Genomic DNA, 26,655 nt, shown 5'->3' on the forward strand with positions numbered 1-26,655 from the left:
CGTGCCGTACTGGGCGCATGCCGCCGGAACCAGAGCCGCCCGCCCCCCCCCCCCCCCCCCCCCCCCCCCCCCCCCCCAAACCCCCCCCCCCACCCCCCCCCCCCGGGGCCCCCCGGGGGGCCCCCGCGGCCCGGCTGTCACGGCCCGGGACCTCCTCGCGGGATCAGAACCCGCCGCCGAAGTCGCCCCCGCCCCCGAAGTCCCCGCCACCGCCGTCGAAGCCGCCACCGCCGTCGAAGCCGGCGTCGAAGTCGGAGGAGTCGTAGTCGGCGCCGGAGTAGTCGCCGCCCTCGTAGCCGGAACCGGCGTCGACCGGGGCGCCGTAGGCCGGGGTGCTCATCATCGAGCCGAGCATGGTGCCGACCAGCAGGCCGGGCAGCAGCCCGCCGCCGAACCCGCCGAAGTAGCCGCCCGCCCAGGGCCCGTACGCCGGGCCGGCGTTCCAGTACGGCTGCGGGCCGTGCTCGGTCGGGACGGTCCGGATGTCCGGGTCCTGGCCGGCCGCCAGCCGGTCGGCGTCCGCCCGGCAGACCGGGACGGTGCGCACCGCCCCGCCGGCCGGCGCCCAGTCGGCGTCCTGCACGGACGGGCCGTGCCGCGGGTCGAAGAAGCACGGCGGGCGGCGCTCCGGCAGCGGCCGCTTCTCGCGCCGGGCGGCGAGCGTGGCCAGCGCGAACCGGCCGTCCTCCAGCGCCTCGGTGACCGGCTTGACGTCCTCCGGCCCCTTCGCCTCGTCCATGCTGCGCTTGGCCCGCTCGTACGAGTCGAGGGCGTGCGCGTAGTCGGTGCGCTGGACGTCGTCGGCGTCCGGGGCGCCCGGGTTGAAGTCCAGCCGGTCGAGCTCCTCGCCGAAGGCGGTGATGTCCTCGTCCACCACCTGGCGCAGCCGCGCCAGTTCGGCCCGCCGCTGCTCCTCCTTGCGCTTCTTCGCCCGGCGGAACAGCAGGAGGACGCCGGTGCCGGCGAGGGCCAGCAGGGCCAGCGGGACGACGACCGCGGCGACGGAGACGCCGCCCGCGGAGCTGTTCACGCCGTGGCCCTTGACCTGCGGCGCGGCGGTGTCCACGAAGTCGTTCAGGGTCGCGTCGATGTCGCCCGGGTGGGAGCGGAAGGCCGCGCCCGCGATCCGCTCGGCGCTCCCGGACGGCAGCGCCTCGGGGTCCGAATGGGCCTGGAACTGCCCGCCGCTCCAGATCGCGTAGGTGCCGGTGATCCCGGTCTTGGTGCGCAGGTCGCTGAAGACCGTCCGCTCGCCGTAGGGGGCGGCGTCCGGGACCACCGCGACGAAGATCGGCTTGTCCGCCTTGCGGATCTTCTCGGTCAGGGCGTCGGCCTGGTTCTGGCCGAAGCGGTCCGTCATCGCCGGGTCGACGTACACCCGGCCCTGCTTGAGCGTCGAGGCGGCGTCGTCCAGCCCGCCGGCCGCGGAGGCCGCCGGGGCCAGCAGGAGCAGCAGCCCGAGCAGCGCCGCCACCAGGGCCAGCGGCCCGGCGCCCCGGGATCGTCGAGCGAGGGTTCTCATGCCATCGACGCTACCGCCACCGGCGTCCCGCCAGGGCATACCCTTCGCGTACGGCTGCTCCGGACCACCCCCACCGTCCGCCGGGGTCGGCGCCCTCCTCGGGGATGATGTTTCCCCGGGCCGCCCCCGAACCGCACCGGCGACGGGAACCCGGCCACCTGCCCGGACGTACCTCCCGGCGGGCCCCGGGCGCTCCCGGGGCAGGTCGCGGGCGCTCCGACGCTACCGCGCGACCGGGCACACTGGTCCCCGTACCTCGGTCCCTTGACCTTCTCTTGACCGCTTCTCTCGATCGGAGCACTGGGTGTTCATCGGCCTCGTCACCGCCGTGGCGGCCTCCGCCTGCTACGGCACCGGTTCGGTCCTGCAGGCCGTCGGATCACGGCGCTCCGCCCGGGAGGAGGCCGCCGCCGGGGGCTCGTCGGCCGGCACCACCGCGCACGGCGGGCCGAGCCTCGCCTCCACCGCGAAGGCCGCCGTCACCTGGGAGTTCATCCTCGGTACGGTGCTCGACTTCATCGGTTTCGGGCTCGGTGCGCTGGCCGCGCGGCTGCTGCCGCTGTTCCTCTCGCAGACCATCATCAGCGCCAACCTGGTGATCACCGCGGTGTTGAGCATCAAGCTGCTCGGCATCCGGCTCAAGCAGCTGGAGTGGGCCTCGATCGGCGTGCTCTGCTCGGCCCTGGTGCTGCTGGCCGTCTCGGCCGGCCCGGAGGGCGGCCACCACGCGGCGATGGAGTTCCACTGGTGGCTGCTGCTGGTCACCACCGTGCTGCTGGTCGGCGGCAGCCTGCTGGTGCGGCGGATGGGCGCCAACGGCGCGATCGTCGCCGGCCTGCTCTCCGGCCTCGGCTTCGGCGCGCTCGGCGTCGGCGTGCGCATCCTCAACGGCGTCGACCCGTTCGAGCTGGGCGCGCTGCTCTCCGACCCGGCCCTGTACGCGATCCTGGTCGGCGGCATCGGCGGCATGTACGTGCACACCGTCGCCCTGCAGATCGGCTCGGTGAACGGGGCGACCGCCGCCCTGGTGGTCGGCGAGACGGTGCTGCCCGGCGCGGTCGGCGTGCTCTGGCTCGGCGACTCCTCCAAGGACGGCCTCGCCTGGCTCGGCGTGGCGGGCTTCCTGCTCGCCGTCGTCTCGGCGGTCGGCGTCGCCTACTTCGGCCAGGACACCCACGGCGGCGTGGACGCGGAACAGCCGCAGCCCGCGCTCAGCAAGAGCAGCTGACCGGCCCCCGGCGGCCGGGGGCCGCCCGGCCTCAGCCCTCGCCGCGGGCGCGCGGGACGCGCTGGCAGCGGGGGCAGAAGTAGCTGGAGCGGTTCATCCAGGCGGCCCGGCGGATCGGCGTGCCGCAGCGGCGGCAGGGCTGGTCCTCGCGGCCGTAGGCGTCGAGGTCCCGGGAGAAGTAGCCGCTCTCGCCGTTCACGTTGACGTAGAGGCTGTCGAAGCTGGTGCCGCCGACGGCCAGGGCCGCGGTCATCACCTCCCGGGCGCCGGCCAGCAGGAGCGCGGCCTGCGGGCGGGTCAGCGAGGCGGTGGGGCGGTCGTAGTGCAGCCGGGAGCGCCAGAGCGCCTCGTCCGCGTAGATGTTGCCGACGCCGCTGATCAGCGTCTGGTCCAGGAGCGCCCGCTTGACGGTGGTGCGCCTGGCGCGCAGCGCGGCCACGAAGGCGGCGTCGTCGAAGCGCGGGTCGAGCGGGTCGCGGGCGATGTGCGCGATGGAGACCGGCGTGCCCTCCGGGTCGCCGTCCTCGGCCTCCTCGACGGCGAGCCCGCCGAAGGTGCGCTGGTCGACGAAGCGCAGCTCGCGCCCGCCGTCGGTGAACCGGAGCCGCACCCGCAGGTGCGTCTCGTCCGGCACGGTCGGGTCCTGGACGAGGAGTTGGCCGCTCATCCCGAGGTGGCCGATCAGCGAGAATCCTCCCGCGGCCTCCGGCCTCCCCGGGCCGGTGAGCGGCACCCAGAGGTACTTGCCGCGGCGCTGCGCGGCGCCGAGCGTGGTGCCGGTCAGCCGCGCGACGAAGTCGGCCGCGCCGGCCGGCTGGCGCCGCACGGCGCGCGGGTGGAGCACCTGGACGTCGGCGACCGTCCGGCCGGCGACCCAGTTCGCCAGACCGCGGCGGACGACCTCAACCTCGGGGAGTTCGGGCACCTCAACAGCCTCCAGCGCGCGGGAACGGGCAGGAGGAAGGGTACTGCGGACTCAGGCGGAGCCGCCGGGGAGGCGGTCGGCGTACTTCTCCCTGATCGCCCGCCAGGCGCTCTCGGCGGCCTTCTGCTCGGCTTCCTTCTTCGAGCGGCCGACGCCGCTGCCGAAGTCCTCGCCGGCCACCCGGGCCGCGGCGGTGAAGGTCTTCTCGTGGTCCGGACCGGACTCCTCGACCACGTACTCCGGCACGCCGATGCCCACCGAGGCGGTGAGCTCCTGCAGGCTGGTCTTCCAGTCCAGGCCGGCACCCAGCTGAGAGGACTCCTCGATCAGCGGGTCGAACAGCCGGTGGACGAACTCGGTGGCCGCGTCCAGCCCCTGGTCCAGGTAGACGGCACCGATCACGGCTTCGACGGTGTCGGCGAGGATCGACGACTTGTCGCGGCCGCCGGTCCCCTCCTCGCCCTTGCCGAGCCGGATGAACGCGCCGAGGTCCAGGCCCCGGCCGACGTCGGCGAGCGCGCGCGAGTTGACCACCGCGGCGCGCAGCTTGGCGAGCGTGCCCTCCGGGACGTCCGGGTGGACGCGGTAGAGGGTGTCGGTCACCACCAGGCCCAGCACCGAGTCGCCGAGGAACTCCAGGCGCTCGTTGGTGGGCAGCCCACCGTTCTCGTACGCGTACGAGCGGTGGGTCAGGGCGCGTACCAGAAGGGCGCGCTCGAGTGTGTACCCGAGGCGCCCTTCCAGGACGTCGTATTCGGTCGAAGCCGGCCCGCCGGCCTTTCCGCCGCCCGAAGTAGCCTTCGTGGCGGTGGCCGCCTTGCGGGAGGAGTTACCGTCCGACATCGATCCGTACACCCCGCCGATCAGACCGAGAGGACCTGGCGACGGTTGTACGTGCCGCAGCTCGGGCACGCGGTGTGGCCGAGCTTCGGCTCGTGGCAGCGGTCGCAGGCCACGAGGGCCGGAACGACGGCCTTCCAGTTGGAACGGCGGTGGCGCGTGTTGCTGCGCGACATCTTCCGCTTCGGAACAGCCACGGCTACTTCTCCTGGTTCTCGGCGAGACCCTCACGGGTGTCGCTGTTCTTGATCCCGTCACCCTCGTCGCCGGGGGCGGCGGAGAGTCCCTGCAGAGCCGCCCACCTGGGGTCGACGGCGTCGTGGTGGTGCGTCGGGTCGTCGCTCAGGCGCGCTCCGCACTCGGAGCACAGGCCCAGGCAGTCTTCCTGGCACACCGGCTGCAGCGGCAGTGCGAGCACCACCGCGTCACGCAGCACCGGCTGGAGGTCGAAGAAGTCGCCCTCCAGACGGTAAGTCTCTTCCTCCGAGTCCTCGTCGAGGTCCTCGGCACCGGCGGTCCGGGCGCGGTGGCGCTCGTCGGACTCCGGGTAGTAGTACAGCTCCTGGAAGTCCACGTCGATGTCGTCCTCGACGGGCTCCAGGCACCGCACGCACTCGCCCTCGACGTGGGCCTCGGCGGTGCCGGTCACCAGCACGCCCTCGACCACCGACTCCAGGCGGAGCTCCAGCCGGATCTCGCTCTTCTCCGGGACGCCGATCACATCGATGATCCCGAGGCCCTCGGGGGCCTCCAGGGTGCGGGACACCTTGCGCAGCGAGCCGGGGCGACGACCGAGCTCGTGCGTGTCGAACACGAGGGGGTCGCGGTGGTCGAGGCGGTTCAAGGTGTCCTGACTTCCTGAGAAAACTGATGCGCGGCGCTGCTCACCGGACGATGCGCGGGCAGACCGACGGCCCGACACGGAGAGGCCGGAGTGGTCAGACTACCCGAGTCTCCGGCCAGGCCCAACTTCGGTCGGCCTCCCCCGCCGGTTCCGGCCACCGCCCCGCCCGTTCCGGCCGGGCCCGGGGCCGGGTCAGCGTCCGCCGAGCTCCCGCAGCCGGGTCATGTCGATCATGCTGGTGTCGAAGAAGCTGGTCTCGTCCAGGCCCGCCTGCTGCTGCTGCGGGACGGCGGGCGGGTTGGCCGGCTGCTGCGGGTAGCCTCCCCCGGCCTCCGACCGGGGGTGCCCCCATGCGTCGTACGGCTGGGCGCCGTAGCCCTGCTGCGGCTGCGGGTAGCCGTAGCCGCCCTGCTCCTGCCCGGCGGCCGGGTAGCCCGGCTGCTGGCCGTAGCCACCCCCGGCCTCCGACCACTGGGCACCGTACGGGTCGCCCTGGCCGGCCGGGTCGTAGCCGCCGCCGTACACCTCGGCGTACTGCCCGCCGGGCTGCTGCGCGGCCGCGTACTGGTCGGCGCCGGGGGCCTGCCAGCCGGCCGCGGCCGGGGTCTGCTCCGGCCAGGTCTGCTGCTGCGGCACGTCCTCGCGGTACCAGGCGATGTCGTCGCCGTCCGCGTCGGCGGCGAAGCCCGCCGCGACCGCCTCTGCTCGGTCCTTGGCCTGCTGGGCCTGGTCGGCGGCGGCCAGGTAGGCGCCCAGCTCGTCGATCGGGGCCTTGCCGAGCAGCTTGTCGCGGCCCTTGCCGACCGCCTCCAGGGTCGCGCTGAGCACGTTCTCCAAGGTGGCCAGCTTCACGTCGACGTACTCGTCGACCTCGGGGCTGGGGGTGATCCGCGGCTGCGGGCGGAACTCCTCGCCGTCGCTCTCGCCCTCGTACTCGGTCTCGAAGACGCTGGAGTCGCCGCGCAGCTTGGTCCGGCCGCGGCCGACCGCGCCGAGCGTCTTGGTCAGCACGACCTCGAAGTTGGCGAGCTTGCTGTCCACGTAGTCGTCGGCCTCGGCGCGCTTGGCCTCGACCTCGGCGCGCGCCTCCGCGAGGATGCGGTCCGCCTCGGCCTGGGCCCGGCGGACCACCTCGGTGTCGGAGATCAGCGAGCCGCGCTCGGCGTGCGCCCCCTGGATGATCCGCTCCGCCTCGGCCTGGGCGTCGGCCACCACCTGCTCGTGGTCGGCCATCACCGACTGGGCCTGGGCCAGTTCGGCGGGCAGCGCCGCCCTGAGCTCCTGGAGCAGGCCGACCAGCTCGGCTCGGTTCACCACGCAGGAGGCCGACATGGGCATCGAGCGGGCGTTCTCGACGGCCGCGACGATCTCGTCGACCTTGTTCTGCACGTCCACGGGGCTTCGTCTTTCCGTGTGCCGCCGACGGTCCGGCGGAGGCAGGCCCGGCGCGGTGGACCTCACCGCAGGGCAGGAATACAGACTGTACGGCCACTGCGGGGCGAGGTCACAACGCCCGGACCGGACCGCCCGGGCGCGCCCGGGACAACTCGTGACGAACCGGCAGAAACGGACGCGCCAGCTCCGCGCCCGCTACTGCGCGGCCCTGCGCTCCGCGATCCGCTCGACCAGCCGGCGGTGCACCACCTCGGGCAGCAGGTGCGAGACGTCGCCCCCGTACGAGGCGACCTCCTTGACCAGCGTGGAGGACAGGAAGCTGTACGTCGGCGAGGTGGGCACGAAGAGCGTCTCGACCCCGGTCAGGCCGTGGTTCATCTGGGCCATCTGCAGCTCGTAGTCGAAGTCGCTGACGGCGCGCAGCCCCTTCACGATCGCCGGGATCCCGCGGTCCCGGCAGAAGTCCACCAGCAGGCCGAGGTGCGACTCGACCACGATGTTCCCGTAGGACGCCGTGACCTCCTCGATCAGGGCGATCCGCTCCTCGATGGTGAACATGCCCTGCTTGTTCCGGTTGACCGCGACCGCGACATGCACCACGTCGTACAGCTTCGAGGCCCGCTCGATGATGTCGAGATGACCGTTGGTGATCGGGTCGAACGATCCGGGGCAGACGGCGCGGCGCATGGCGTGGATGCTCCCTCTCGGGGTGACGGGTGCTGCGGGCCTCCTCGGCCCGGTCAGGGGTGTTGGCGGGCCTCGGCGGCGGCGCGACCGTACCAGAGCGTGCCCTCGCCGTAACGGCGGGACCGCAGCACCTCGAAGCCGTCGGGCCAGCCGAACTCGCCGCCTCGGGTGCTGCGCTCCACGGTGACGAGTGCGTCGGCCGCGAGCCAGCCCCCCGCCAGGAGTGTGATCAGCATCTCGCGCACCTCGTCGTCGGTGACGACGTACGGCGGATCGAGGAAGACCAGGTCGTACGGGGTCTCCGGGGGCGGGCCGGCGATCACCTTCTCCGCCCGGGCCGCCTTCACCAGCACGCCCGGCAGGTTGACCGTCCGGACGTTCTCCCGGATCACCCGGGCCGCCTGGTTGTCCGCCTCGACCAGCAGCACGTGCTCGGCGCCGCGCGACAGCGCCTCCAGGCCGACCGCGCCGGAACCGCCGAACAGGTCCAGCATCCGGGCGCCGTGCAGGGTGCCGCGCAGCGACTCCAGGGTCGAGAACATCGCCTCACGGGCCTTGTCGGAGGTCGGGCGGGTGCCCCGGCCGGGCGGTACGGCCAGCCGACGGCCGCCGGCCGCCCCGGCGATCACGCGGGTCATGGTGGTGGGAGGTCCTTTCGTCGCTGCCGGACCACGCTATACGGCCCCGGGCCCGCCGGCTCGAAGGCGGTGGGCGAGCGACCGGGCCCCCGCCGGTCCGACCGGCAGGGGCCCGGGATCACGCACCCGCGCGATCAGCTCGCCTCGGAGCCCGCCGCCTGGGCCGGGATCGCCGCACCGAGCAGTGCCGGCGAGGCGTACCGGGACCAGGACAGGCAGCCGTCGGGCGGGCAGAACTCGGGGCGGCGCGGGTCGTGCCCGAGCTCGCGCAGCTTGGTGCGGACGGAGTCGGGCGTACGGCCGAAGCGGGCCGCGATCCGGGCGATGGTCTCGCCGTCGTGGAACCGCCGGACCAGCTCCTCCTCGTGCTGCGGCACCCAGGGGGCGCCGTGGCCGGGGTACAGCTCGCGCAGCACGTCACGGTCGGGGATGGGCTCGGAGACGTCGGCGACGATCGCCAGCGCCCGGAGCGCGCGGTTGAGCGCGATCCGCAGCGAGGCGACGTCCTCGACCGGCAGGCGGAGCTTGCCCGAGGCGAGCGGCTCGGCGGCCGCCCCCTCGCGCCAGCCGGTCAGGGTGAGGGTGACCTCGCGGTCGTCGTCGCTGGCGAGTTCGATCCGGAAGACCTTGTCGCCCAGCGGGAGCTCGTTGAGATGACGGAATGCCATGGCAGGACCCCCAAGTGTCGCGCCAGGTACGCACCTTGACGGTGCGTCCTGAACAACTACATTCTCTCCCGGGGGTCTGACAATCGGCCGTCCCGAAGGGGCCGCCGGCCCTCCTCGGTCAGCCCTTCTCCATGTAGGCCGCGCGGTCCGCGTCGAGCAGGCTCTCCAGCGCCGTGCGCAGCTCCGGGTGGGCGGCCAGCTCCGGGTCCTCGGCGACCAGCCGGGTGGCCTCGGCCCGGGCGGTGACGATGACCTCCTCGTCCTCCAGCACCGAGAGCACCTTCAGCGAGGACTTCACCCCGGACTGCGCCTGGCCCAGCACGTCGCCCTCCCGGCGCTGTTCGAGGTCGATCCGGGACAGCTCGAAGCCGTCCAGCGTGCCGGCCACCGCGTCCAGCCGGGCCCGGGCGGCGCTGGCCGCCGGCATGTCGCTGACCAGCAGGCACAGGCCCGCCGCGCTGCCGCGCCCGACCCGGCCGCGCAGCTGGTGCAACTGGGAGACGCCGAAGCGGTCGGCGTCCATGATCACCATCGCGGTGGAGTTGGGGACGTTGACCCCGACCTCGATCACCGTGGTGGCCACCAGGACGTCCACCTCGCCGGCCGCGAACCGGCGCATCACCTCGTCCTTGGCCTCGGGCGCCAGCCGGCCGTGCAGGATCTCCACCCGCAGCCCGGCCAGCGGGCCCTTCACCAGCATCTCGGCGGTCTCCACCACCGAGAGCGGGGGCCGGCGTTCGTCGCTGTCGGCGCCGAGGTCCGCCACGTCCTCCAGGTCCTCGTCGGGAGCCCTGCGCCGCTTCTTCGGCTCGGCCGGCTCCTCGTCCCCGATCCGGGGGCAGACCACGTACGCCTGGTGGCCCTTGGCCACCTCCTCGCGGACCCGCTCCCAGGCCCGCACCAGGAAGTTGGGCTTCTCCACGGCCGGGACGACGTGGGTGGAGATCGGCGAACGACCGGCCGGCAGCTGGTCCAGCACCGAGGTCTCCAAGTCCCCGAAGACCGTCATCGCGACGGTGCGCGGGATCGGGGTGGCCGTCATCACCAGCAGGTGCGGCGGCTGGTCGCCCTTGGCGCGCAGCGCGTCCCGCTGCTCGACGCCGAAGCGGTGCTGCTCGTCCACGACGACCAGGCCGAGATCCTGGAACTGCACCTTGTCCTCGATCAGGGCGTGGGTGCCGATCGCGATGCCGGCGTCCCCGCAGGCCATGTCCAGCAGCGCCTGGCGCCGGGCCGGGACGCCCATCGAACCGGTCAGCAGCACCACCCGGGTGCCGAGGTCCGAGCCGCCGAGCATGCCGCCCTCGGCGAGGTCCCCCATCATCTCGACGATCGAGCGGTGGTGCTGCTGCGCCAGCACCTCGGTGGGCGCCAGCAGCACCGCCTGGCCGCCCGCGTCGACCACGGCGAGCATGGCGCGCAGCGCGACCAGCGTCTTGCCGGAGCCGACCTCGCCCTGGAGCAGCCGGTGCATCGGGTGCGCGCTCGCCAGGTCGGCGGCGATCTCGGCGGACACCTTCCGCTGGCCCTCGGTGAGGGCGAACGGCAACCGGGCGTCGAAGGCGTCCAGCAGGCCGCCCGCACGGGCCTCGCGCGGCTTGGCGGGCAGCGCGGAGTCGGCGGCCCGGCGCCGCGCGAGCGCGACCTGGAGGACGAACGCCTCGTCCCAGCGGAGCCGGCTCTGGGCGCGCTCGCGGTCGGCCTGGCTGCGCGGGCGGTGGATCAGCTCCAGGGCCTCGGGCAGCGGGATGAGGTCGTGCCGCTCGCGCAGCTCGGCCGGCAGCGGCTCGCCGACGTCGCCGAGGTGCTTGGTGAGGGCGGTCTCGATGCAGATGGCGAGCTTCCAGCTGGGCATCTGGGCGCTGGCGGCGTAGACCGGGATGAGCCGGCCGGCGAACTGCCGCGCGGCGTCCGACCCGGCGTCCTCGTCGAGGAGCTGGTAGTCCGGCGAGACCAGCTGGCGGGCGCGGTTGAAGACGCCGACCTTGCCCGCGAACAGGCCCTGGGCGCCGGCCTTGAGCTCCTTCTGCCGCCAGCCCTGGTTGAAGAACACCAGCGAGAGCCGGCTGCGGCCGTCGGTGACGACCACCTCCAGGCGGTCCCCCTTGCGGCCGCGGAACGGGATCAGGGTGACCTTCTCGATCCGGGCCAGCACGGTGACGTGCTCGTCGATCTCCAGCTCGTCCAGGCTGGTGAGCTGGCCGCGTTCGACGTAGCGGCGCGGATAGTGGTGCAGCAGGTCCCCGACCGTGCGCAGCTTGAGGCTGTCGGCGAGCACCTTGGCGGTCCGGTCGCCGACGAGCTTGGTCAGTGGTTCATCGAGAGCGCCCATCAGGCCCCTGTTTACACCACCGGACCGACAATCCGGGCGTCGCCGGTGCGCCGCGCCCGCCCGCCCCCGGGGCGACCGGGCCCGGCGCCCCCTCGGCCCGGGGCGCCGGCTACTCGACCCCGATGAGCAGCGGGGCGGACTCCTGCCCGCCGTGGAAGACCACCGCGTCGACCTCGGGCCGCCGGTGCCGGGCGTGCGCGACCAGCCGCTCGGCCAGGCCCTCCGGCGCGCCCTCGCCGAGGATCAGGGTGACCAGTTCGCCGCCCGCGCCGAGCATCCGGTCCAGGACCAGCATCCCGACCTCGTCCGGCCCGGAGCCGATCACCACCACGTCCCCGTCGATCAGCCCGAGCACGTCACCGGCCTGGCAGACCCCGGCCATCGTCCAGGACTCCCCCTCGGCGACGGCGAGTTCGGCGTACCGGGTGGCGCCGGCCGCCGAGGTCATGGCGACCACGTCCTCGTCGAAGCGGCGGCCGGACTCGTGCACGGCGAGCGCGGCCAGGCCCTGGACCGGCGAGCGGGTGGGCAGCACGGCGATCCGGACGCCCTCCTCGCGCAGTTGGTCGGCGGCGGCGCCCGCGGCGGCCCGCAGCTCGGGGTCGTTGAGCAGCAGCACCACCTCGCGGGCGGCGGCCCGGCGGACGGCCGCGGCGAGTTCGGCGCTGGCCGGCGGCCGGTCCGGGTCGGCGTGCAGCACCACGGCGCCGGCCTGCTCGCAGAGTTCGGCCAGGCCCGCGCCGGAGACCACCGAGAGCACCGCGCGGGTGCGCTCCTCGCGCTCGCCGCGGTCGTCGGCGGTGCCGGAGCGGGCGGCGGCCTCGGCGAAGTGCGTGATCCGGATCTGGTGCGGCCGGCCCGCCCGCACGCCGGCCTCGACGGCGGCGCCCGCGTCGTCCACGTGGACGTGGACGTTCCAGAGGCCGTCGCCGCCGCCGACCACCAGCGAGTCGCCCAGCCCGGCGAGCCGCTCGCGCAGCGCGGGCAGCGCGTCGTCGGGGGCGTCCAGCAGGTAGATCACCTCGAAGGCGGGGTGGCCGGGGCCGGGCGGCCTGACGTGCCCCTCGCAGCTCTCCACGATCCGGACGTCCCCGCGCAGGGCGACCGGGCCCATCGGCTGGTGCCCGGCGACGGCGTCGGCGAGCGCGCCGAGGACGGCGACCAGGCCGCGCCCGCCGGCGTCCACCACCCCGGCCTCGGCCAGCACGGAGAGCTGTTCGGGGGTGTGCCGCAGCGCCTCCCGGGCGGCCCGGTACGCCGTGTCGGCGACCTGGGCGAGCCCGTCCCCGGCCCGGACGGCCTCCCGGGCGGCGATCCGGGCCACCGTCAGCAGCGTCCCCTCGACCGGCTCGGCGACGGCCTGGTACGCGGAGTCCGCGGCCCGCTGCAGGGCGGCCCGCAGCTGGTCGGCGCCGCCGCCCTCGGCCAGCGTCTCGGCGGTGCCGCGCAGCCACTGGGCGAGGATCACCCCGGAGTTGCCGCGCGCGCCGATCAGCGCACCGCGGGCCATCGCCCTGGCGGTCTCGGCGAGCCCGGGCGCCGGGCCGGCGTCCGGGTCGGCGAACCGGCTCTCCACCGCGGCGGCGGCCGACTCCACGGTCAGGTACAGGTTGGTGCCGGTGTCGCCGTCCGGGACGGGGTAGACGTTGAGTGCGTCGATCTCCTCGCGGGCCTGGCCGAGCGCGCGCAGGGCCAGCTGGCACCAGCTGCGCACGGCCGGGGCGTCGAGCGTGTGCAGCACCAGGTCTCCTCCGGATGGGACGCCGCGATGGCCCGAGGGGCTGCAGCGCGTTCAGGGCAGCGGCGAGGGGTGATACCGGCAGGTTATCGGGGGCCGGGGCCTGGCGCGGGATCCGGCGACCGCAGCGATCACCAGCGCGGTCGTGGTAGTTTCGTTGAACGGAAGCAAGCGTTGTATGCTCTTCCGGTTGCCTGGAACAGTCCAGGCTCACCCCCTTGGTCCGGTCTGGTTCACGTGAGTGCTCCGGTGGGTCGGCGGGGTTTCGAACGTAAATGATCTGAAGTCTTGGAGTGACTCCTGTGGCTGCCAACTGCGACGTCTGCGGCAAGGGGCCGGGCTTCGGCAACAGCATCTCCCACTCGCACCGCCGTACCTCCCGTCGTTGGAACCCCAACATCCAGACGGTGCGCGCTGTGATTGGGCGGACGCCGAAGCGGCTCAACGTCTGCACCTCGTGCATCAAGGCCGGTAAGGTCTCGCGCTGACGCGCAGACCGGTACGCCGGTCCTCCAGTCAGCCGGTTCATCCTCGGATGAGCCGGCTTTCTGTTTCCCCGGTGTGCCCGCCGTTCCCGGCACACGGTTGATGGCGGGCCCGAGGGCCCGCCATCGGTCGTTTCAGCGCCAGCGCCAGGCGTGGTCGACCGGGCCGATGCCCGCGCCCAGGGCGAAGCCGCCGGCGATCGCGCCGGTGACGTACTCCTTGGCCGAGGCCACCGCCTCCGGCAGCGGCTCGCCCTTGGCCAGCCCGGCGGCGATCGCGCTGGCCAGCGTGCAGCCGGTGCCGTGGGTGTGCCGGTTGTCGTAGCGGGGCGCGCGGTACCAGTGCTCCTCCCCCGGCCCGCCGTACAGCAGGTCGGCGGCCTCGCCCTCCAGGTGCCCGCCCTTGACCAGCACCCAGCGCGGCCCGAGGTCGAGCAGCGCCTTGGCGGCGTCCAGCATCCCGCCCTCGTCCTCGACGGTGCGGCCGGTGAGCTGCGTCACCTCGTGCAGGTTGGGCGTGGCGAGGGTGGCGACCGGCAGGAGCTTCTCCCGGACGGTGGCGACGGCCTCGGCGGCCAGCAGCGCGTCGCCGTGCTTGGAGACGCCGACCGGGTCGACCACCACCGGGGCGTCCACGCCGGCGAGCAGGTCGGAGACGGTCTCGACCAGCTCGATCGAGGCGAGCATGCCGGTCTTCACCGCCTGCACGCCGATGTCGTCCACCACACTGCGGAACTGGGCGCGGACGGCCTCGGCCGGCAGCTCCCAGTAGCCCTGGACGCCGAGCGAGTTCTGCGCGGTGACGGCGGTGATCACGCTCATGCCGTGGACGCCGAGGGCGAGCATCGCCTTCAGGTCCGCCTGGATGCCGGCGCCGCCGCCGGAGTCGGAGCCGGCGACGGTGAGCACGCGAGGGGGGACGGAGGAGGGGCCGTGCGGTGGGGGCTCCCCCGGGCCGGGCCCGGGGGTGTGCCGGCCGGGGGCGGGGGTGGGAGACGGGAGGGACATGAGGTCAACCTACCTCCGGGGGCTCAGAGCACGGCCTCCGATTCCGCCCAGCGGTCCTGCGGCACCGTCTTCAGCCGGGTGACCGCCTCGGCGACCGGCGCCAGCACGATGTCGTTCCCGCGCAGCGCGGTGAAGTGCCCGAACGCGCCCTTGTGGACGCCCTCCACCGCGTGCCAGCCGAACCGGCTGGCGAGCACCCGGTCGCGGGCGGTGGGCGTGCCGCCGCGCTGGACGTGGCCGAGGATGACCGGCCGGGCCTCCTTGCCGAGCAGGTTCTCCAGCTCGTGGGCGAGCCGGTTGCCGATCCCGCCGAAGGTCTGGTGGCCGAACTGGTCGACCTCGCCGTGGTCGAAGCGCATGGTGCCGGGCAGCGGGCCGGCGCCCTCGGCGACGGCGATGATGGCGAACTTCTTGCCCCGGGCGAAGCGGTCCTCGACCATCCGGGCCACCGCCTCGATGTCGAACGGCTTCTCCGGGATCAGGATGCCGTGCGCACCGCCCGCCATGCCGGCGGTGAGGGTGATCCAGCCGGTGTGCCGACCCATCAACTCCACCACCATGACGCGCTGGTGGGACTCCGCGGTGGTCTTCAGCCGGTCGATCGCCTCGGTCGCGACGTGCACCGCGGTGTCGAAACCGAAGGTGACGTCGGTGGCGTCGATGTCGTTGTCGATCGTCTTCGGCACGCCGACCACGGGCAGCCCGGCGTCGCTGAACATCCGGGCCGCGGTCAGCGTGCCCTCGCCGCCGATCGCGATCAGCGCGTCGATGCCGGCGTCCCGGGCGAGGGCCTGCGCGTTGTCCACCGCCCAGGCGATCCGCTCGCGCTTGACCCGGGCCGAACCCAGGATGGTGCCGCCGAGGGTCAGCAGGCCGGTGACGTCGTCGTGCGAGATCGGCCTGGTCCGGCCCTCGATCAGGCCGAGGAAGCCGTCCTCGATGCCGACGATCTCGTCGCCGTGCACGTCCGTACCCCGGTGCACCACCGAGCGGATCACCGCGTTGAGGCCGGGGCAGTCGCCGCCGCTGGTCAGGACACCGATGCGCATGGTGGCAGTGCTCTCCCGCTCCGCAGTGGATCAGACCACCCGCGCCGGACGGGCGGGCGGGCTCGGTTCAACGCAAGCCTACGCAAAACCCCCGCCCGGACCGGTCGCGCCGCGCGCCGTCCGTCCATCGCCCGACGCGCCCGGTGAGCGGACGGCACGCCGGTCACCCCGCGACGGCACGTCCGCCCCGCGACGACGGCACGCCCGTCACTCGGCGAAGTGGTCCCAGCCGCCGACCCGGTCCCAGGCCGCGCCGTCCACCGTGACCCGGCCGCCGCGGGCCGCCCGGGCCCGCCCCGTCACCTCGCCCACCACCCGCCAGCGAGCGGGGAGTTGGGCCCCGCGCGGGAAGGTCGCGACGATCGCGTGGTCCTCACCGCCGGAGAGCACCCAGACCAGCGGGTCCACGCCGACCGCCTGGCCGATGTCGGCCATCTGGGCCGGGACGTCGAAGTCGGCGGCGTGCAGGTCGATGTCCACGCCGCTGGCCCGGGCGACGTGGCCGAGGTCGGCCACCAGCCCGTCGCTCACGTCGACCATCGCGGTGGCGCCCAACTCGGCGGCGGCCGGGCCCGCGTGGTACGGCGGCTCGGGCCGGCGGTGCGCCTCCACGAAGGCCCGCGGCGAGCGGAAGCCGCGTTGCAGCACGGTCAGCCCGGCGGCGGACCAGCCCAGCCAGCCGGTGACCGCGACCACGTCGCCGACCTGGGCCCCGGCGCGCGTCACCGGCGCGCGCCCCTGCAAGTCCCCGAGCGCCGTGATGGCCAGCGTGATGACGTCGCCGCGCACCACGTCGCCGCCGACCACCGTCGCCCCGGCCACCTGGCACTCGTCGCGCAGGCCGTCCATCAGCTCGGTGGCCCAGGTGGTGGGCAGATCGGCGGGGGCGACCAGGCCGAGGAGTATCGCCGTCGGCACCGCGCCCATCGCGGCCACGTCGGCGAGGTTCTGGGCGGCGGCCTTGCGGCCCACGTCGTAGGCGGTCGACCAGTCCCGGCGGAAGTGCCGGTTCTCGATCAGCACGTCCGTGGTCGCCACCACCCGCCCGTCCGGCGCCTTCACCACGGCGGCGTCGTCGCCCGGGCCGAGGTCGACCGCTTCGGTGAGCGGCACCCGGGCGGTCAGCTCCCTGATGAGGCCGAACTCGCCGAGCTCGCCCACGGTCCCCTGCATCTGCCGTCCTCTCGGATGTGCCGTCCGGTTCAAGTGACCCCCGCGCGCAGCGTACGCCCTCCGCGGGTGCAGAAGTCTCCCCTCCCCGGCCCGCTGCGCGGTAGCGTGGTGATCAGACTGCCGGTGAGCCCGTTCCCACCCCCGACGCCTGACCGGGCGATCACGGCGGCATCCCCGTACCCAGCCGCCGGGAGGTCCCTCCGTGGTACAGGCATACATCCTGATCCAGACCGAGGTCGGCAAGGCCACCGCCGTGGCCGAGTCCATCTCGAAGATCGCCGGCGTCCTCCAGGCCGAGGACGTGACCGGGCCGTACGACGTGATCGTGCGGGCCGAGGCCGAGACCGTGGACGACCTCGGCCGCCTGGTCGTGGCCAAGGTCCAGCAGGTCGAGGGCATCACCCGGACCCTCACCTGTCCGGTGGTCCACCTGTAGGGCCCGGCTACCATCGGCGGGTGGCCCGACAACTGCGCGTCCCCCGCCTTCTCGCGGAACTGCCCGCCCCGGTCCGGTGGCTGGCCCTTCCGCTCGCGCTGACCTGCACCGCGGTGGTGCTGGTCGGCAGTTGGAGCGCGCCCGAGAGGATCGAGACGCCGCAGCCGACCGGCAAGGCGGCCGGGTACTGCCAGGCCCTGGCCGCCGCGCTGCCGCAGGAGCTGCTCGGCCACGCCCGCAAGGACCCGTCGCCGGCCTCGCCGTACGTGGCCGCCTGGGCCAGCTCGCCGCGCACCGTGCTGCGCTGCGGCGTGGACCGCCCGGAGGAGCTGAACGGCCCGGCCGCGAAGGACCTCTCCCCCACCATCGACGACGTCACCTGGTGGGCGAAGAAGCTGGACGACGGGGGCTACCGGTTCACCACGACGATGCGCAAGGCGTACGTCGAGGTGACCGTCCCCGGCGGGGCCTTCGCCAACCCGCTGGACCCGGTCTCCGCGCTCAACCCCGCGGTGAAGGCCAACATCCCCTGACACCCGTCGCGGAAGGGCGGGCCGGGAAGCTTCCGGCCCGCCCTTCGCCGTCGGTGCGGACGGCCGCGCGCGGTCAGCGCAGGCCGGTCGAGCGGCGCAGCGCCGCCTGGAGCAGCCGGTCGATCAGCTCCGGGTACGACAGCCCGGTGGCCTCCCACATCTTCGGGTAGGCCGAGATCGGGGTGAACCCGGGCATGGTGTTGATCTCGTTGATCATCCAGCTGCCGTCTTCCAGCAGGAAGAAGTCGACCCGGGCGAGGCCCTCGCAGCCGAGCGCCTCGAAGGCCGCGACCGCCTGGCGGCGGATCTCGGCGGTCTCCGCCTCGCCGAGCTCCGCCGGGACGCGCACCTCGGAGGAGTCGATGTACTTGGCCTCGAAGTCGTAGAACTCGAAGTCGCCGCCGACCAGCACCTCGGCGGGCACGCTGGCCCGCGGGCCGTCCTCGAACTCCAGCACCCCGCACTCGATCTCGCGGCCGGCGACGCCGGCCTCGATGATCAGCTTGGGGTCGTGGCGACGGGCCTCCTCGATGGCGGCGTCGAGGTCGGCGACGTCCTTCACCTTGGTGATGCCCATGCTGGAGCCGGCCCGGCACGGCTTGACGAACACCGGCAGGCCCAGGTCCGCGACGCGCTCGCGGACGGCGGCCCGGCCGGCCTCCGTCTCCCACTCGCGCGGGCGCACGATGGTGTACCGGCCGACGCCGAGGCCGTGCGAGGCCAGGATCCGCTTGGTGAACTCCTTGTCCATGCCGACCGCGCTGGAGAGCACGCCGTTGCCGACGTACGGCACGCCGGAGAGCTCCAGGAGGCCCTGAAGCGTCCCGTCCTCGCCCCAGGGGCCGTGCAGCAGCGGGAAGACCACGTCGACCTCGCCGAGCGCCTTGGGGGTGGCTCCGGGCTCGCTCCAGACCACCTCGCGGCTGCCCGGGCTGACCGGCAGCGCCACCTGGCCCTCGACGGCCTCGGCGATCTGGGAGACGTCCGGCAGTCTGCCGTCGGTGATGGCCATCCGGGCCGGCTCGTCGCTGACCAGCGCCCAGCGGCCCTCGTGGGTGATGCCGATCGGCAGCACCTCGTACTTCTCGCGGTCGATCGCCCGCAGCACGCTGCCCGCGGTCGAGACCGAGATGGCGTGCTCGGAGCTGCGTCCGCCGAAGACGATCGCTACGCGGGGCTTCGCGGACGGGTTCGGGGAGGTCTGTTCGATGCTCATATCGCGTTTGAGAGTACCGTGCGGGCCGTTTCCGGAAAGTCAGCCACCCTGGCCGAAACCGCGGCGGCCCGGCTCGCGCCCGGCTCAGTGCCGTTCGGCCTTGGCGGAACGGGACATCAGGGCCTGCAGGGCCTCCTGGGTGGGGCGCCCGTTGTGCACCACGTCCACCACGGCCTCGACGATCGGCATGTCGACGCCGCTGCGCCGGGCCAGGTCGAGCACCGACTCGCAGGACTTCACGCCCTCCGCGGTCTGCCGGGTGGCCGCGATGGTCTCGGCGAGGGACATCCCGCGGCCCAGGTTGGTGCCGAAGGTGTGGTTGCGGGAGAGCGGCGAGGAGCAGGTGGCCACCAGGTCGCCCATCCCGGCCAGCCCGGCGAAGGTGTACGGGTCGGCGCCGAGCGCCAGCCCGAGCCGGGTGGTCTCGGCCAGCCCGCGGGTGATCAGCGTCGCCTTGGTGTTGTCGCCCAGCCCCATGCCGTCGGCCATGCCGACCGCCAGGCCGATCACGTTCTTCACCGCGCCGCCCAGCTCGCAGCCGATCACGTCGGTGTTGGTGTACGGGCGGAAGTACGGCGTGTGGCAGGCCGCCTGGAGCCGCTTGGCGACCGCCTCGTCGGTGCAGGCCACCACGCTCGCGGCGGGCTGCCGGTTGGCGATCTCGCGGGCCAGGTTGGGGCCGCTGACCACGGCGACCCGCTCCGGGCCGACCTTGGTGACCTCCTCGATGACCTCGCTCATCCGCTTGGCGGTGCCGAGTTCGATGCCCTTCATCAGGCTGACCAGGACGGTCTGCGGCTCGATCAGCGGGGCCCAGGCGGCCAGGTTGTCGCGCAGCGTCTGCGAGGGCACCACCAGCACCGCGAAGTCGGCGCCGGCCAGCGCCTCGGCGGCGTCGGTGGTGGCCCGGATCGAGGCCGGCAGCGGCACGCCCGGCAGGTAGTCCGGGTTGACGTGGGTGGTGTTGACGGCGTCCGCCAGCTCCTGCCGGCGGCCCCAGAGGACCACCTCGCAGCCGGCGTCGGCGAGGATCATCGCGAACGCGGTCCCCCAGGAACCCGTCCCGAACACGGCGCACCTGGTCACTTGGCGGCCTCCTCGGCGCCGCTGCCGTTCCTGCCGGCCGCCCGCTGGCGTTCGGCCGCCGCGCTCCGGGCCCGGGCCCGGGCCGCCGCGCGCATGTCGTAGCGCTCGGCCGGCGGCTCCTCGCCGCGGATGTCGGCCAGCACGGCGGTGATCGCCTCCATGATGTCCTCGGTGGCGTCCTTGAGGACCTGCGCGGTCAGCTCCTGGCCCTGGTACTTGCTCAGGTCCACCGGCGGCCCGGCCGCCACGGTCACCTTGTGCCGCGGGAACAGGTTGAACTTGCCCTTGCCGGACCCGCCCTTGCCGTACGGCGGGATGATCTCGTGCGCACCCCAGTGCGCCACCGGGATGACCGGGGCGCCGGTCATCAGCGCGACCCGGGCCACCCCGCTCTTGCCGGTCATCGGCCACAGCTCCGGGTCCCGGGTGAGCGTGCCCTCCGGGTAGAACTGCACGCACTGGCCGGCGTTCACCGCGTCGATCGCGGCCCGGAACGCCTGCGCGGCGTCGGTCGACTCCCGGAACACCGGGATCTGGCCGGTCTTGCGCAGCATGAAACCGATGAACGGCACCGAGAACAGCGAGGACTTGCCGAGGATCCGCGGCGGACGCCCGCTGTTGTACTGCCAGTGCGCGTAGACCACCGGGTCGATGATCGAGTTGTGGTTGACCGCGGCGATGAAGCCACCCTCCTTCGGAAGGTGCTCCCAGCCCCGCCAGTCGGGCTTGACCAGCGCGGTCGTCACCGGCTTCACCAGCACGGCCGCGAAGCGGTACCAGATGCCGTAGTCGGCGTTGCCGAAGCTGGCGTACGAGCGGCGGGCCACCCCAGGTCCTCCTCATCCGGTGCGGCACGTGGGGTGCCGCAGTCTCTCGCCTCCGGAGCCCCTGCGGGGCCCGGGCGCGGAACAGTCTCGCCCGACCGCGGAGCGGCTGTCGAGCAACCCCGCCAGCACGTCGGGCGGGCGTGACCAAACGCACGTCCGCACAGCTCGGACGGCCTGGCGAGGGTTCCGGGACCGGCGTCACAATGACGCCGATGACCCAGGACACCGTACGCCCCAGCGAGCCCGTCGCGCCCCCCGCACCCACCGCCGGCTGGTCGCTGGTGCTTCCGCTCAAGCCGCTCGCCCTGGCGAAGACCCGGCTGGCGCCGTTCGCCGGGGAGCACCGTCCGGAGCTGGCGCTCTCCTTCGCCCTGGACACCGTCACCGCCGCGCTGGCCACCCCCGGCGTGGCCCGGGTGCTGGTGGTGACCCGGGACGGCCGGGCCGGCGAACGGCTGGCCGAGCTCGGCGCCGTCGTGGTCGCCGACGAGCCGGGCGGAGGCCTCAACCACGCGCTGGCGCACGGCGCGGCGGCCGCGCTGGCGGTGGACCCGCGCGCGCCGCTGGCCGCGCTCTCGGCCGACCTCCCGGCCCTGCGCCCGGCCGAACTGGCCCGGGTGCTGGCCGCGGTGCCGCCGGCCGGCCGGGCCTTCCTGGCCGACTCCCCCGGACTGGGCACCACCCTGCTCGCGTGCGCCCCCGGCAGCCCGCTCGCGCCCGCGTTCGGCGACGGTTCGCGGACCCGGCACGCGGCCGGCGGCGCCCGCGAACTGCGCCTGGACGGCGTGCAGTCGGTGCGCCGGGACGTCGACACCGGCGCCGACCTCGGCGAGGCGCTGGCGCTGGGCGTCGGCCCGCACACCGGCGCGCTGTCGGCCCGGCTCGGCTACGCCGCGGGCCCGGTCCCGGAGCCGCGCTGAGACGCTCCCCGGGATTGTCGGTGCCGCTCGCTATGCTGCTTTCATGCAGGCCACCGCGTTCACCTTCGACCCCGCCACCCGGGCCGGCTCCGTGCTGCTCGACGACGGGACCCCGGTGCCGTTCGACGCGGCCGCGTTCGACGCCGGCGGCCTGCTGCTGCTCCGCCCCGGCCAGCGGGTGCGGATCCGCACCGAGGGCACCGGCGAGGCCCGCCGGGTGGTGTTCGTGACGCTGCAGACCTTCCCGGATCCGGCCGCGGCCTGACCGGCCCGCGTCCGACCGCCGTGACGCTCCTGCGGGGGCGGTCCGGCGGCGCGACCGCGCGCCCGGAAGCCGCCCGGAAACCCGAAGAGCCGTGGCGGCCCGGCCGCCCGGGTCCCGGGGGCGGTGCGCCACGGCTCTGGAAGGCCGTCCGGCGACTACTTCGCGGTGGTCTTGCGCGCGGTGGTCTTGCGGGTGGCGGTCTTCTTCGCCGGAGCCGTCTTCTTGGCCGTGGCGGTCGCCTTCTTGGCGGCGGTGGCCGTGGTCTTCTTGGCGGCGGCGGTGGTCGCCGTCTTCTTGGCGGCGGCCGTGGTCTTCTTCGCGGCGGTCGCGGCGGTCTTCTTCGCCGCGGCCGGGGTGGCCTTCTTGGTGGCGGTCGCCTTCTTGGCGGCGGTGGCCGTGGTCTTCTTGGCGGCGGCGGTGGTCGCCGTCTTCTTGGCGGCGGCCTTCTTGGTGGCGGCCGGGGCCGCGGCGGCGGCCGTGGCGGCACGCTTGGTGGCGGCGCGCTTGGCGGCCGGGGTCGCGGCGACGCCGCTCTTGCCCGGGGTGAGGGAGCCCTTGGGGGCCTTCTTCACCGAGGGGCCTTCCTTCGGCAGCTTCTTGCTGCCGCTGACCAGGTCCTTGAAGCCCTGGCCGGGACGGAAGCGGGGCACCGAGGTCTTCTTGACCTTGACCTTCTCGCCGGTCTGCGGGTTGCGGGCGAAGCGCGCGGAGCGCTCCACCTTCTCAAAGGTGCCAAAACCGGTGACCGACACCCGGTCACCGGCCACGACGGCGCGGACCATGGTGTCGAGCACTGCGTCGACGGCCTCTGCGGCAGCCTTGCGACCGCCCAGCTGCTCGGCCACCGCTTCGACAAGCTGAGCCTTGTTCACGTCTTCCCCTTCGGAAACGGGCGCCGGATGATTCCATCCGTTCATTTCGCACGTTAGGTATGTATCTGCGGACTTTCAATTACCAAACGCGCGAATCACCCTAGTGTCGCAATGGATTTGCGCGTCGGCGACCTCAGCCGACGGGCGGGCGCCCCTCGTCGAGGTCCCGCACAAAGCGACTCAACCGCCTTGCCGCCCCCGGAAGATCGCGCTTGGCGGTCTCGGTGACGATGAGGAGTTGTCGGGTGAGAGCGGTCTTTGCATCGGCAGACACGTTCAGCGCATGCACGCGGGCGTGAGCTTGCTTCAACCGCTCGGCCACAAGCGCGTAGAGCGCTGCGACTTCCGGGTCGTCCGGCTCCTCAGCAGGCGAGGTGGCGGCGTCCGGCCGGTCGTCAATTCGGCGTTCGGATCCCCGGCCCGTGGACTCCGGTGACGCGGGTTCGCCGCCCGCGTACGGAGGTTCATGGTGCCGGTGCATGTACTGATTGTGCCATCTACCCGCAGTTGTGCTTGCGCGGGGCCCTCTGCGGCATTGCCAAATCGGCAATCGGGGGCCGTCCGGGGAGGTGAACTCGCGCTCCGGAACGACGGATGGCCCGCCCCCCCGAGGGGGGACGGGCCATCCGGCGGAACGTCAGAATGCTTGTTCCCCGGGAGGTCCCGGGTTCACTCCCCGGTCTCAGGCGACCGGCAGGGTGCGCGGCTTGAACGACGGCCGGGTCGCCTCGAACGCCGCGATGTCCGCCTCGTTCTGCAGGGTGATGCTGATGTCGTCCAGGCCGTTCAGCAGGCGCCAACGCACGTTGTCGTCCAGCTCGAACGAGGCCGCCAGGGGGGTTCCGTCGAGCTGCCGGGCGCGCACCTCGCGGGCCTCCAGGTCGACGGTGATCTCGGCCGCCGGGTCGGCCTCGGTGATCTCCCAGAGCCGGTCCACGGTCTCCTGCGGCAGGACGACCGTGAGCAGGCCGTTCTTCAGCGAGTTGCCGCGGAAGATGTCGGCGAACCGGGAGGAGATCACGGCGTGGAAGCCGTAGTTCTGCAGCGCCCAGACCGCGTGCTCACGGGAGGAACCGGTGCCGAACTCCGGGCCGGCCACCAGGACGGTGGCGCCCTGCCGCTCCGGGCGGTTGAGGATGAACGACTCGTCCTTGCGCCAGGCCTCGAACAGCCCGTCCTCGAAACCGGAACGGGTGACCTTCTTCAGCCAGTGGGCCGGGATGATCTGGTCGGTGTCGACGTTGCTGCGGCGCAGCGGGACGGCCCGGCCGGTGTGGGTGGTGAACTTCTCCATGCTGCTCAGGCCTCCACAGCGACGTTGGACGGGAGATCGGCGGGTGCGGCCAGTCGGCCCAGGACGGCGGTGGCGGCCGCGACCTGCGGGGAGACCAGGTGGGTGCGGCCGCCCTTGCCCTGGCGGCCCTCGAAGTTGCGGTTCGAGGTCGAGGCGCAGCGCTCGCCCGGGGCCAGCTGGTCCGGGTTCATGCCCAGGCACATCGAGCAGCCCGCGTGGCGCCACTCGGCGCCGGCGGCGGTGAACACCTTGTCCAGGCCCTCCTCGACGGCCTGCAGCGCGACCCGCACCGAGCCGGGGACGACCAGCATCCGCACGCCCTCGGCGACCTCGCGGCCGTCCAGGATGGCCGCGGCGGCCCGCAGGTCCTCGATCCGGCCGTTGGTGCAGGAGCCGACGAAGACGGCGTCGACCTTGACCTCGCGCAGCGGGGTGCCGGCCTCCAGGCCCATGTAGGCGAGGGCGTTCTCGGCGGCGATCCGCTCCTGCGGGTCGGCGAAGGAGGCCGGGTCCGGCACGTTCGCGCCCAGCGGGGCGCCCTGGCCCGGGTTGGTGCCCCAGGTGACGAACGGGGTCAGCTCGTTCGCGTCGATGAAGATCTCGTGGTCGAAGACCGCGTCCTCGTCGGTGACCAGGGTCTTCCAGTACGCGACCGCGGCGTCCCAGTCCTCGCCCTCCGGGGCGTGCGGACGGCCCCGCAGGTAGTCGAAGGTGGTCTGGTCGGGGGCGATCATGCCGGCCCGGGCACCGGCCTCGATCGACATGTTGCAGATGGTCATCCGGGCCTCCATGGAGAGGCTGCGGATGGCGGAGCCCCGGTACTCCAGGACGTAGCCCTGGCCGCCGCCGGTACCGATCTTGGCGATGATCGCCAGGATCAGGTCCTTGGCGGTGACGCCCTCGGGCAGCTCGCCCTCGACGGTGATCGCCATGGTCTTGAAGGGCGCCAGCGGCAGCGTCTGGGTGGCCAGGACGTGCTCCACCTGGCTGGTGCCGATGCCGAACGCCAGCGCGCCGAACGCACCGTGGGTGGAGGTGTGGGAGTCACCGCAGACCACGGTGGTGCCGGGCTGGGTCAGGCCCAGCTGCGGGCCGACCACGTGCACGACGCCCTGCTCGACGTCGCCCAGCGAGTGGATCCGGACGCCGAACTCGGCGGCGTTGCGGCGCAGCGTCTCCAGCTGGACCTTGGAGACCGGGTCGGCGATCGGCTTGTCGATGTCCAGGGTCGGGGTGTTGTGGTCCTCGGTGGCGATCGTCAGATCGGTCCGGCGGACCTTGCGCCCGGCCAACCGGAGACCGTCGAAGGCCTGCGGGCTGGTGACCTCGTGGAGCAGGTGCAGGTCGATGAAGAGCAGGTCGGGCTCGCCCTCCGCGCGCCGTACGACGTGGTCGTCCCAGACCTTCTCTGCGAGTGTCCGTCCCATCGGATTCCCTCCAGCCGGCCGCGTTGCCGGCCTTCTCGTGTCGTCGAGGTCACTGTCGCCGCCCTGTGAGGCTCGCGTCGCGCGACCTGCACGCCGGATCGGTGTCCACGATGCGGACGCCCGGTCGGGGTCGCATCCTGGATGTCTCCCGGGCTGCTGCATCCAGAGTGGCGCTTTTCGCGGAAGATTGAACTTGCGTCTCGCGGAATGAGACTGCAGTCTTAGGGCATGGACAACTCTAGCGGCGTCGGCGTTCTCGACAAGGCCGCTCTGGTGCTGAGCGCACTGGAGTCGGGCCCCGCCACGTTGGCGGGGCTGGTCGCCGCCACCGGTCTGGCGCGCCCCACGGCCCACAGACTCGCCGTCGCACTCGAACACCACCGATTGGTCACCAGGGACATGCAGGGGCGCTTCATCCTCGGCCCCCGTCTCTCCGAACTCTCCGCCGCGGCGGGTGAGGACCGGCTGCTCGCCACCGCGGGCCCGGTCCTGACCCACCTGCGCGACGTCACCGGCGAGAGCGCACAGCTCTACCGCCGGCAGGGCGAGATGCGGATCTGCGTAGCCGCCGCCGAGCGGCTCTCCGGCCTGCGGGACACCGTCCCGGTCGGCAGCACCCTGCCGATGAAGGCCGGCTCGGCCGCCCAGGTCCTGCTGGCCTGGGAGGAGCCCGAGCGGCTCCACCGCGGCCTCCAGGGCGCCCGCTTCACCGCCACCGCGCTGAGCGGCGTCCGGCGCCGCGGCTGGGCCCAGTCGATCGGCGAGCGGGAGCCGGGCGTGGCGTCCGTCTCCGCGCCCGTGCGCGGCCCCTCCAACCGGGTGGTGGCCGCCGTCTCCGTCTCCGGCCCGATCGAGCGCCTGACCCGCCACCCGGGCCGGCTGCACGCCCAGGCCATCATCGAGGCCGCCAACCGCCTGACCGAGGCGCTCCGCCGCGGCTGACCCGCCACGCACCGGAAGGGCCCCGCTCGATCACCGAGCGGGGCCCTTCCGGTTTTTCCGGCCCTGGAAATGCGAAAAGCCCCGGCGAAAACCGGGGCCGTACTTTTCTGGCTGGGGTACCAGGACTCGAACCTAGACTAAGTGAACCAGAATCACTCGTGCTGCCAATTACACCATACCCCAACAAAGCAATCGGCCGATGGGGCGAGCCCACCGGCTTCGTGCTCTGGTACCCCCGACCGGATTCGAACCGGCGCTACTGCCGTGAGAGGGCAGCGTGCTAGGCCGCTACACAACGGGGGCTT

28 protein-coding genes and 2 tRNA genes are annotated in these 26,655 nt (G+C 73.5%); 7 read left to right on the plus strand and 23 right to left on the minus strand.

Going from position 1 to position 26,655, the window contains the following annotated elements; genetic code table 11:
* Window positions 1-163: 163 nt before the first annotated feature.
* Window positions 164-1,522, minus strand: a complete 1,359-nt coding sequence (locus ACFVHB_RS34925; protein ID WP_380330320.1) for a hypothetical protein — start codon at window positions 1,520-1,522, stop codon at window positions 164-166.
* Between the two features lie 304 nt (window positions 1,523-1,826).
* Between ACFVHB_RS34925 and ACFVHB_RS34930 the strand changes: the two genes are divergently transcribed.
* Window positions 1,827-2,750 (plus strand): hypothetical protein, encoded by a 924-nt coding sequence (locus tag ACFVHB_RS34930; RefSeq protein WP_380330323.1) that lies wholly within the window; start codon window positions 1,827-1,829, stop codon window positions 2,748-2,750.
* Window positions 2,751-2,781: 31 nt separating this feature from the next.
* Here ACFVHB_RS34930 and mutM read toward each other — a convergent pair whose 3' ends face one another.
* The 10 genes from mutM to ACFVHB_RS34980 form a co-directional block, all read right to left on the minus strand.
* Window positions 2,782-3,675 carry a bifunctional DNA-formamidopyrimidine glycosylase/DNA-(apurinic or apyrimidinic site) lyase gene (gene mutM, locus ACFVHB_RS34935; protein WP_380330326.1) on the minus strand — a complete coding sequence of 298 codons (894 nt, stop codon included), beginning with the start codon at window positions 3,673-3,675 and terminating at the stop codon, window positions 2,782-2,784.
* Window positions 3,676-3,726: 51 nt separating this feature from the next.
* Window positions 3,727-4,518, minus strand: coding sequence for a ribonuclease III (gene rnc / locus ACFVHB_RS34940; RefSeq protein ID WP_380330328.1), 792 nt, complete (start codon window positions 4,516-4,518; stop codon window positions 3,727-3,729).
* 20 nt (window positions 4,519-4,538) lie between these two features.
* Window positions 4,539-4,712, minus strand: coding sequence for a 50S ribosomal protein L32 (rpmF, locus tag ACFVHB_RS34945; protein WP_035797762.1), 174 nt, complete (start codon window positions 4,710-4,712; stop codon window positions 4,539-4,541).
* A 2-nt stretch (window positions 4,713-4,714) separates the two neighbouring features.
* Entirely contained in the window at window positions 4,715-5,359 is a 645-nt protein-coding gene (locus ACFVHB_RS34950; protein ID WP_380330331.1) for a YceD family protein, read from the minus strand.
* A 192-nt stretch (window positions 5,360-5,551) separates the two neighbouring features.
* On the minus strand, window positions 5,552-6,754 hold the full coding sequence (locus ACFVHB_RS34955; protein ID WP_380330334.1) for a cell division initiation protein: 1,203 nt from the start codon (window positions 6,752-6,754) through the stop codon (window positions 5,552-5,554).
* A 195-nt stretch (window positions 6,755-6,949) separates the two neighbouring features.
* The gene (gene coaD, locus ACFVHB_RS34960; RefSeq protein ID WP_380330337.1) at window positions 6,950-7,441 is read right to left on the minus strand and encodes a pantetheine-phosphate adenylyltransferase; all 492 of its coding nucleotides are present in this window, start codon (window positions 7,439-7,441) and stop codon (window positions 6,950-6,952) included.
* A 53-nt stretch (window positions 7,442-7,494) separates the two neighbouring features.
* The gene (rsmD, locus tag ACFVHB_RS34965) at window positions 7,495-8,079 is read right to left on the minus strand and encodes a 16S rRNA (guanine(966)-N(2))-methyltransferase RsmD (RefSeq protein WP_380330340.1); all 585 of its coding nucleotides are present in this window, start codon (window positions 8,077-8,079) and stop codon (window positions 7,495-7,497) included.
* 134 nt (window positions 8,080-8,213) lie between these two features.
* Window positions 8,214-8,747, minus strand: coding sequence for a hypothetical protein (locus ACFVHB_RS34970; protein WP_380330343.1), 534 nt, complete (start codon window positions 8,745-8,747; stop codon window positions 8,214-8,216).
* Between the two features lie 118 nt (window positions 8,748-8,865).
* Window positions 8,866-11,079: an ATP-dependent DNA helicase RecG gene (gene recG, locus ACFVHB_RS34975; protein WP_380330346.1), complete on the minus strand. Its 2,214-nt coding sequence runs from the start codon at window positions 11,077-11,079 to the stop codon at window positions 8,866-8,868.
* A gap of 109 nt (window positions 11,080-11,188) precedes the next feature.
* Complete coding sequence (locus tag ACFVHB_RS34980; protein WP_380330349.1) at window positions 11,189-12,820, minus strand: DAK2 domain-containing protein; 1,632 nt, start codon at window positions 12,818-12,820, stop codon at window positions 11,189-11,191.
* 299 nt (window positions 12,821-13,119) lie between these two features.
* Here ACFVHB_RS34980 and rpmB point away from each other — a divergent pair, with 299 nt between their 5' ends.
* On the plus strand, window positions 13,120-13,305 hold the full coding sequence (gene rpmB / locus ACFVHB_RS34985; protein WP_344639849.1) for a 50S ribosomal protein L28: 186 nt from the start codon (window positions 13,120-13,122) through the stop codon (window positions 13,303-13,305).
* A 132-nt stretch (window positions 13,306-13,437) separates the two neighbouring features.
* Here the strand turns inward: rpmB and thiD are convergent, their stop codons facing one another.
* The 3 genes from thiD to ACFVHB_RS35000 all read right to left on the minus strand — a co-directional run bounded on the left by thiD (window position 13,438) and on the right by ACFVHB_RS35000 (window position 16,532).
* A complete protein-coding gene (gene thiD / locus ACFVHB_RS34990) occupies window positions 13,438-14,310 on the minus strand; it encodes a bifunctional hydroxymethylpyrimidine kinase/phosphomethylpyrimidine kinase (protein WP_380330352.1) in 873 nt (290 codons plus the stop codon).
* Between the two features lie 23 nt (window positions 14,311-14,333).
* On the minus strand, window positions 14,334-15,359 hold the full coding sequence (locus ACFVHB_RS34995) for a 6-phosphofructokinase (RefSeq protein ID WP_380330355.1): 1,026 nt from the start codon (window positions 15,357-15,359) through the stop codon (window positions 14,334-14,336).
* A gap of 207 nt (window positions 15,360-15,566) precedes the next feature.
* Window positions 15,567-16,532: a thiamine-phosphate kinase gene (locus tag ACFVHB_RS35000; protein WP_380330358.1), complete on the minus strand. Its 966-nt coding sequence runs from the start codon at window positions 16,530-16,532 to the stop codon at window positions 15,567-15,569.
* Between the two features lie 202 nt (window positions 16,533-16,734).
* On the opposite strand from ACFVHB_RS35000, the gene ACFVHB_RS35005 reads away from it, so the two are divergent.
* Both ACFVHB_RS35005 and ACFVHB_RS35010 read left to right on the plus strand, forming a co-directional pair.
* Window positions 16,735-16,968, plus strand: coding sequence for an Lrp/AsnC ligand binding domain-containing protein (locus ACFVHB_RS35005; RefSeq protein WP_360186812.1), 234 nt, complete (start codon window positions 16,735-16,737; stop codon window positions 16,966-16,968).
* A 20-nt stretch (window positions 16,969-16,988) separates the two neighbouring features.
* Window positions 16,989-17,501: a DUF3515 domain-containing protein gene (locus ACFVHB_RS35010; protein WP_380330361.1), complete on the plus strand. Its 513-nt coding sequence runs from the start codon at window positions 16,989-16,991 to the stop codon at window positions 17,499-17,501.
* 73 nt (window positions 17,502-17,574) lie between these two features.
* Here ACFVHB_RS35010 and ACFVHB_RS35015 read toward each other — a convergent pair whose 3' ends face one another.
* From ACFVHB_RS35015 to ACFVHB_RS35025, 3 genes are all read right to left on the minus strand, one after another.
* Window positions 17,575-18,717: a D-alanine--D-alanine ligase family protein gene (locus ACFVHB_RS35015; RefSeq protein ID WP_380330364.1), complete on the minus strand. Its 1,143-nt coding sequence runs from the start codon at window positions 18,715-18,717 to the stop codon at window positions 17,575-17,577.
* Between the two features lie 84 nt (window positions 18,718-18,801).
* Window positions 18,802-19,752: an NAD(P)H-dependent glycerol-3-phosphate dehydrogenase gene (locus tag ACFVHB_RS35020; protein WP_380330401.1), complete on the minus strand. Its 951-nt coding sequence runs from the start codon at window positions 19,750-19,752 to the stop codon at window positions 18,802-18,804.
* A 47-nt stretch (window positions 19,753-19,799) separates the two neighbouring features.
* A complete protein-coding gene (locus tag ACFVHB_RS35025) occupies window positions 19,800-20,630 on the minus strand; it encodes a lysophospholipid acyltransferase family protein (protein ID WP_380330367.1) in 831 nt (276 codons plus the stop codon).
* A gap of 212 nt (window positions 20,631-20,842) precedes the next feature.
* Between ACFVHB_RS35025 and cofC the strand changes: the two genes are divergently transcribed.
* Both cofC and ACFVHB_RS35035 read left to right on the plus strand, forming a co-directional pair.
* Entirely contained in the window at window positions 20,843-21,550 is a 708-nt protein-coding gene (gene cofC / locus ACFVHB_RS35030) for a 2-phospho-L-lactate guanylyltransferase (RefSeq protein WP_380330370.1), read from the plus strand.
* A 43-nt stretch (window positions 21,551-21,593) separates the two neighbouring features.
* Complete coding sequence (locus ACFVHB_RS35035) at window positions 21,594-21,815, plus strand: hypothetical protein (RefSeq protein WP_380330373.1); 222 nt, start codon at window positions 21,594-21,596, stop codon at window positions 21,813-21,815.
* Window positions 21,816-21,970: 155 nt separating this feature from the next.
* Here ACFVHB_RS35035 and ACFVHB_RS35040 read toward each other — a convergent pair whose 3' ends face one another.
* From ACFVHB_RS35040 to leuC, 4 genes are all read right to left on the minus strand, one after another.
* Window positions 21,971-22,687 carry an HU family DNA-binding protein gene (locus ACFVHB_RS35040; protein WP_380330376.1) on the minus strand — a complete coding sequence of 239 codons (717 nt, stop codon included), beginning with the start codon at window positions 22,685-22,687 and terminating at the stop codon, window positions 21,971-21,973.
* Window positions 22,688-22,820: 133 nt separating this feature from the next.
* Complete coding sequence (locus ACFVHB_RS35045; protein WP_380330379.1) at window positions 22,821-23,168, minus strand: hypothetical protein; 348 nt, start codon at window positions 23,166-23,168, stop codon at window positions 22,821-22,823.
* A 201-nt stretch (window positions 23,169-23,369) separates the two neighbouring features.
* Entirely contained in the window at window positions 23,370-23,981 is a 612-nt protein-coding gene (leuD, locus tag ACFVHB_RS35050; protein ID WP_380330382.1) for a 3-isopropylmalate dehydratase small subunit, read from the minus strand.
* A 5-nt stretch (window positions 23,982-23,986) separates the two neighbouring features.
* The gene (gene leuC, locus ACFVHB_RS35055) at window positions 23,987-25,408 is read right to left on the minus strand and encodes a 3-isopropylmalate dehydratase large subunit (protein ID WP_380330385.1); all 1,422 of its coding nucleotides are present in this window, start codon (window positions 25,406-25,408) and stop codon (window positions 23,987-23,989) included.
* A 228-nt stretch (window positions 25,409-25,636) separates the two neighbouring features.
* Between leuC and ndgR the strand changes: the two genes are divergently transcribed.
* Entirely contained in the window at window positions 25,637-26,350 is a 714-nt protein-coding gene (gene ndgR / locus ACFVHB_RS35060; protein WP_148642806.1) for an IclR family transcriptional regulator NdgR, read from the plus strand.
* Window positions 26,351-26,458: 108 nt separating this feature from the next.
* Here the strand turns inward: ndgR and ACFVHB_RS35065 are convergent.
* Together ACFVHB_RS35065 and ACFVHB_RS35070 are read right to left on the minus strand one after the other, a co-directional pair.
* A tRNA-Gln gene (locus tag ACFVHB_RS35065) sits at window positions 26,459-26,533 on the minus strand.
* 44 nt (window positions 26,534-26,577) lie between these two features.
* Window positions 26,578-26,653 (minus strand) — tRNA-Glu (locus ACFVHB_RS35070).
* Window positions 26,654-26,655: the final 2 nt, after the last annotated feature.

This window comes from Kitasatospora sp. NPDC127111 (assembly GCF_042677465.1).
In the GTDB taxonomy this organism is placed as follows: Bacteria; Actinomycetota; Actinomycetes; order Streptomycetales; family Streptomycetaceae; genus Kitasatospora.

Coding starts and splice junctions, on each gene's coding strand:
- ACFVHB_RS35035 (WP_380330373.1), top strand. CDS start 21,594: ATGCAGGCCACCGCGTTCACCTTCGACCCCGCCACCCGGGCCGGCTCC.
- recG (WP_380330346.1), bottom strand. CDS start 11,079: ATGGGCGCTCTCGATGAACCACTGACCAAGCTCGTCGGCGACCGGACC.
- coaD (WP_380330337.1), bottom strand. CDS start 7,441: ATGCGCCGCGCCGTCTGCCCCGGATCGTTCGACCCGATCACCAACGGT.
- rnc (WP_380330328.1), bottom strand. CDS start 4,518: ATGTCGGACGGTAACTCCTCCCGCAAGGCGGCCACCGCCACGAAGGCT.
- ACFVHB_RS34970 (WP_380330343.1), bottom strand. CDS start 8,747: ATGGCATTCCGTCATCTCAACGAGCTCCCGCTGGGCGACAAGGTCTTC.
- rsmD (WP_380330340.1), bottom strand. CDS start 8,079: ATGACCCGCGTGATCGCCGGGGCGGCCGGCGGCCGTCGGCTGGCCGTA.
- ndgR (WP_148642806.1), top strand. CDS start 25,637: ATGGACAACTCTAGCGGCGTCGGCGTTCTCGACAAGGCCGCTCTGGTG.
- ACFVHB_RS35045 (WP_380330379.1), bottom strand. CDS start 23,168: ATGCACCGGCACCATGAACCTCCGTACGCGGGCGGCGAACCCGCGTCA.
- ACFVHB_RS35020 (WP_380330401.1), bottom strand. CDS start 19,752: ATGATCCTCGCCGACGCCGGCTGCGAGGTGGTCCTCTGGGGCCGCCGG.
- ACFVHB_RS35015 (WP_380330364.1), bottom strand. CDS start 18,717: ATGAGCATCGAACAGACCTCCCCGAACCCGTCCGCGAAGCCCCGCGTA.
- leuD (WP_380330382.1), bottom strand. CDS start 23,981: ATGGAGAAGTTCACCACCCACACCGGCCGGGCCGTCCCGCTGCGCCGC.
- ACFVHB_RS34925 (WP_380330320.1), bottom strand. CDS start 1,522: ATGAGAACCCTCGCTCGACGATCCCGGGGCGCCGGGCCGCTGGCCCTG.
- ACFVHB_RS34995 (WP_380330355.1), bottom strand. CDS start 15,359: ATGCGCATCGGTGTCCTGACCAGCGGCGGCGACTGCCCCGGCCTCAAC.
- ACFVHB_RS35000 (WP_380330358.1), bottom strand. CDS start 16,532: ATGCAGGGGACCGTGGGCGAGCTCGGCGAGTTCGGCCTCATCAGGGAG.
- leuC (WP_380330385.1), bottom strand. CDS start 25,408: ATGGGACGGACACTCGCAGAGAAGGTCTGGGACGACCACGTCGTACGG.
- cofC (WP_380330370.1), top strand. CDS start 20,843: ATGACCCAGGACACCGTACGCCCCAGCGAGCCCGTCGCGCCCCCCGCA.
- thiD (WP_380330352.1), bottom strand. CDS start 14,310: ATGTCCCTCCCGTCTCCCACCCCCGCCCCCGGCCGGCACACCCCCGGG.